This is a genomic window from Streptomyces colwelliae (assembly GCF_048158785.1).
Classification (GTDB): Bacteria; Actinomycetota; Actinomycetes; order Streptomycetales; family Streptomycetaceae; genus Streptomyces.
The window spans coordinates 1-4245 of the sequence record NZ_JBLTJC010000593.1; the positions used below are offsets into that span (position 1 = coordinate 1).

Consider the following 4245-nt stretch of genomic DNA (forward strand, 5'->3'; position numbering starts at 1 on the left):
GCCTTTGCCGCGCGCAGCGTGCGCATGAGCTCATCGATGACGTCGGCCCGAAGTCTCGTCGACCGGTGGGAGGACGAGGACTGCGGCGCTGGCTGGTCAGATTCGTGAACGCGTCCAGATTCCGCGTCGGTGGTGCTCGGCGTGCGCGCGGATTTCTACGGCCACTGCGTCCAGGACCCCCACCGAGCCCGGCAAGGATCCGAGCGCGTCTACCCTCGCGGCATGATCCGCACCGCGACCCCCACCGACATCCCCGTCATCCACGCCCTGATCCGCGAACTCGCCGCGTACGAAAAGGAACCCCAGGAGGCGAGGGCGACCCCGGAACAGCTCCACGAGGCCCTCTTCGGCCAACACCCCGGCGCCTACGCCCACATCGCGACCGACGACACCACCGGCGAACCGATCGGCTTCGCGCTCTGGTTCCTCAACTTCTCGACCTGGCGCGGCGTCCACGGCATCTACCTGGAGGACCTGTACGTCCGCCCCACGGCCCGCGGCACCGGCCACGGCAAGGCCCTCCTCACCGAACTCGCCCGCATCTGCGTCGACCGCGGCTACGAACGCCTGGAGTGGTCCGTCCTCAACTGGAACCGCCCCGCCATCGACTTCTACGAGGCGCTGGGCGCCCGCCCCCAGGACGAGTGGACGGTGTACCGGCTGACGGACGGCCCGTTGCGGGAGTTGGGACAGCACCGGTGACTGACGGCCCACCTGCTCGACTACTCGACTGGGCTTCCTTGACCGGGAGTTGACGAGCGACGGCGGAAATTCGCGCGCACGATCATGTGGAGATTGGGCAGGGTCGGGGCATGAGCTTCACGAATATGCCATCTTTCTTACCGGGCCTCGAACTCTCCCGCCGTTTCTACACAGAAGCCGTCCGCCCCCTCCTGGAGGACGCCGCCCCCGACATCCCGCACTCCGCCGCCCGCATCGGCAGCGGCTCGGAGGTCCTCGGCTACGACACCCCGCGCTCGACGGACCACGAGTGGGGCCCGCGTCTCCAGCTCTTCCTCCGCCCCCGGGACGTCCCCCGCCACGCGGGCCGCATCAGACACCATCTCGCCGAGCACCTCCCGAAAACCTTCCACGGCTACCCGACGAACTTCGCCCCGACCGGCGACGGCGACATCCGCGTCATGCGCGCCACGGACGGCCCGGTCCACCACCGGGTCGAAGTCACCCACACCGCGGCCTGGTTCAGGGCAACGCTCGGCTTCGACCCCACCCACGAGATCACCCCGACCGACTGGCTGACCACCCCCACCCAACTCCTCGCCGAGGTCACGGGAGGCGCGGTGTTCCACGACGGCCTGCACGAACTCGGCCCTCTGCGCCACACCCTCCGCTGGTACCCCCGCGACGTCTGGCTCCACGTCCTGGCCCGCCAGTGGAACCGCGTCTCCCAGGAGGAGGCCTTCGTGGGCCGCTGCGGCGAGGTGGGCGACGAACTCGGCTCGGCGACAGCGGCAGCGGGCCTGGCCCGGACCCTGATGCGCCTGTGCCTCCTCATGGACCGCCGCTACCCCCCGTACAACAAATGGCTGGGCACCGCCTTCGCCCGTACGACCGCCGGCCACCGCCTGATCCCGGTCCTCACGGCCGCCCTGTCGGCCACGGACTGGCACACGAGGGAGAAACACCTCACCAACGCCTACGAGACGGCGGCGGGCATCCACAACCAACTGAACCTGACCGACCGCGTGGACCCCACCACCCGCCCCTACCACTCCAGACCCTTCCGGGTCCTCCACGCCGAACGCTTCACCAGAGCCCTCACGGCCCGCATCACGGACCCGACCTTGAGAGAACTCCCCGACACCATAGGAAATCCCAGGCCGGACAATGCCTGACCTGGGCGTTTCTCACGGAGCCCCCTGTCGGATTCGAACCGACGACCTACGACACAGCACAAGACCACGACTGATCATGCCGTCAGGTGCCGCGCCGTGCTGCTGAGTGACGTTCAGCCTGATCAGAGCATCTACGGCCGGTTGTCCCGTGCCGCCTCGTTTCACGTCGTCCACGGGCGCCCGGCCACGGGGCGGCCACCACTCCGGTTGTGGCAGCTCTACACGCCTCGGAGGATGCGGGCCCCGGCGCTCGACCTACGGCTTCGATCGCCGCGACCGTTGCGGCGGCGCCGGATGCGTCCCGCGAGTAGTCGACCACGACGTTTGCGCCGAGCCGGCCCGGCGGATCGCGACCGCCTGTCCGATACCCCGCTGACGCCGGTGAGCGCTCCTTTTCAGGCGCCGGCGCCGCCGTCGACCGGGACGATCGCGCCGGTCACGTACGAGGCGCGGTCGCTGAGCAGCCACGCGGCCGCCTCGGCGACCTCGCGGGGCTCGGCCATGCGGCCGAGCGGTGTCCCCGCGGTACTGGCCTCGATGATGCCGGGAGTCGCGGCCTCCCACTCCTCCATCATCGCCGTGGCCGTGCCGCCGGGAGTGATGCCGTTCACCCGGATGCCCTCCGCGGCCCAGGTCACCGCGGCGGTCTCCGTGAGGCTGTTGAGCGCGCGCTTCATGGCGCCGTACGCGGGCAGGGGCGGTACCGCGCGGCGGCTGCCGATGCTGGAGGTGTTGACGATCGCCCCGCCGCCGTTGTGCCGCATGAGTGCGGCCTCGGCGTTCATGGCGGTCCAGTGCGAGCGGAAGTTCACCGCGAACTGCCCGTCGATGTCCGCGTCGCTCGTGGTGTCGAGCGGGCCGGGCTGCCGCTGGACGATCGCGCCGTTGTTGAAGGCGCCGTCGAGCCGTCCGTGCAGTTCCTCGACGCGGTCGACGGCGGCGCGGATGCTCGCGGGGTCGGCGAGGTCCAGGGTGACGGCGTCGGCGACGTGCCCGTCGGCGCGGATCTCCTTCACGATGCGGTCCAGGGCGTCGGTGCCGCGGGCGGCGAGCACGACGGCGGCGCCCTCGGAGGCAAAGAGCCGGGCCGCGGCCTCCCCGATGCCGCGGCTGGCGCCGGTGATGAAGATGACCTTGCCGGCGAGCAGGCCGATGGGTGCGCTGCCAGTGGTGTTCGTGTCGTTCGTCATGGCAACAGCGTCCGGCCGGCAGCCGGCCGGATACAGGCACAGGCTGTACCAGGATCCGCCGCCGGGCGGCGCACACACTGGGCGTATGGACAAACAGGAACTCGGGGCGTTCCTCCGCAGCCGCCGCGAGCGGCTCCGCCCGCAGGACGTCGCCCTCCCCTCCGGCCCGCGACGCCGCACACCAGGGCTTCGCCGCGAGGAAGTGGCGGTCCTGGCGCACATCTCCACGGAGTACTACATCCGGCTCGAGCAGGGCAGGGCGCCACGCCCCTCGGCCGACGTCCTGGCCGCGATCGCGGGAGCGCTGCGGCTCACCGACGCGGAGTCCGACCACCTCCACGTCCTCGCGGGCACCGCGCCGAACCGGACCGGACTGCACCGGCGCGACGTCCGCCCCAGCATCCTCGCGCTCCTTCAACGGCTGCCGCAGACGGCCGGCTTCGTGATGTCCGCCGCGTGCGAGGTCCTCGCCTGGAACGACCTCGCCGCCGCGCTCATGGAGGACTTCGCCCCGCTCGCCCCCAAGGACCGCAGCCTCGCGCGCCGGGCCTTCCCCGGGCCGCAGCCCGCCGATACGACGCTCTACGGGATCTCCGACGCCGCCGACTTCCGGCTGGGCGTCGTGATGCAGCTCCACGCCACCCTCGCCCGCTACCCCACCGATCCCGCGGTGACCGGCCTCGTCGACGAACTCCGCGATACCAGCCCCGACTTCGCCCGGCTCTGGGAACGACACGACGTACAGGCCGCCCCGATGCTCACCAAGACCTTCCGCCACCCGGCCGTCGGCGAGGTCACCGTCGACTGCGACACCCTCACCCTCACCGACCGCGACCAGCACCTCGTGCTCTTCAGCGCGCCGCCGGGATCCCCCGGCGCCGAAGCCCTCGCCCTGCTCAACGTCCTGGGAACAGAGGCCAGTCACTACCCGCGATAGCGCCACAGCCGGCCGCCGCGAGCACCAACGCCGGCAGGGGCGACCTACCGATCCGGTCGGCCGTCGCCTACTCGTCCAGGGAGCATGCCGATGCCCATGGATACGGCGACGATCAGCAGGGTGTCGATGCCGACGGCAGTGACAGCGGCGAACATGACCAGTCCGGCCGCGCCGGTCGCGGCCCCGGCGGGAAGGCGACGACGGCGGTCAGGTCGGTCGTGTACGCCTTGCGCTCACCCACCGCCCCAGCACACCACGGCCG

At 71.1% G+C, this 4245-nt stretch carries 4 protein-coding genes; 3 read left to right on the forward strand and 1 reads right to left on the reverse strand.

Annotated features, from left to right (window positions below; all coding sequences use genetic code 11):
* Nucleotides 1-222: 222 nt before the first annotated feature.
* Nucleotides 223-702, forward strand: coding sequence for a GNAT family N-acetyltransferase (locus ACNFOC_RS51490; RefSeq protein ID WP_416965883.1), 480 nt, complete (start codon nt 223-225; stop codon nt 700-702).
* A gap of 125 nt (nt 703-827) precedes the next feature.
* Nucleotides 828-1856, forward strand: a complete 1029-nt coding sequence (locus ACNFOC_RS51495; RefSeq protein ID WP_416965884.1) for a DUF4037 domain-containing protein — start codon at nt 828-830, stop codon at nt 1854-1856.
* A gap of 395 nt (nt 1857-2251) precedes the next feature.
* Here the strand turns inward: ACNFOC_RS51495 and ACNFOC_RS51500 are convergent, their stop codons facing one another.
* On the reverse strand, nt 2252-3046 hold the full coding sequence (locus ACNFOC_RS51500) for an SDR family NAD(P)-dependent oxidoreductase (RefSeq protein ID WP_416965885.1): 795 nt from the start codon (nt 3044-3046) through the stop codon (nt 2252-2254).
* Nucleotides 3047-3131: 85 nt separating this feature from the next.
* On the opposite strand from ACNFOC_RS51500, the gene ACNFOC_RS51505 reads away from it, so the two are divergent.
* Nucleotides 3132-3983, forward strand: a complete 852-nt coding sequence (locus ACNFOC_RS51505; RefSeq protein ID WP_416965886.1) for a helix-turn-helix transcriptional regulator — start codon at nt 3132-3134, stop codon at nt 3981-3983.
* Nucleotides 3984-4245 lie beyond the last annotated feature (262 nt).

Excerpts from the sequence above, each read along its gene's own strand:
- ACNFOC_RS51490 (WP_416965883.1), top strand. The coding sequence starts at position 223 with ATGATCCGCACCGCGACCCCCACCGACATCCCCGTCATCCACGCCCTG.
- ACNFOC_RS51495 (WP_416965884.1), top strand. The coding sequence starts at position 828 with ATGCCATCTTTCTTACCGGGCCTCGAACTCTCCCGCCGTTTCTACACA.
- ACNFOC_RS51500 (WP_416965885.1), bottom strand. The coding sequence starts at position 3,046 with ATGACGAACGACACGAACACCACTGGCAGCGCACCCATCGGCCTGCTC.
- ACNFOC_RS51505 (WP_416965886.1), top strand. The coding sequence starts at position 3,132 with ATGGACAAACAGGAACTCGGGGCGTTCCTCCGCAGCCGCCGCGAGCGG.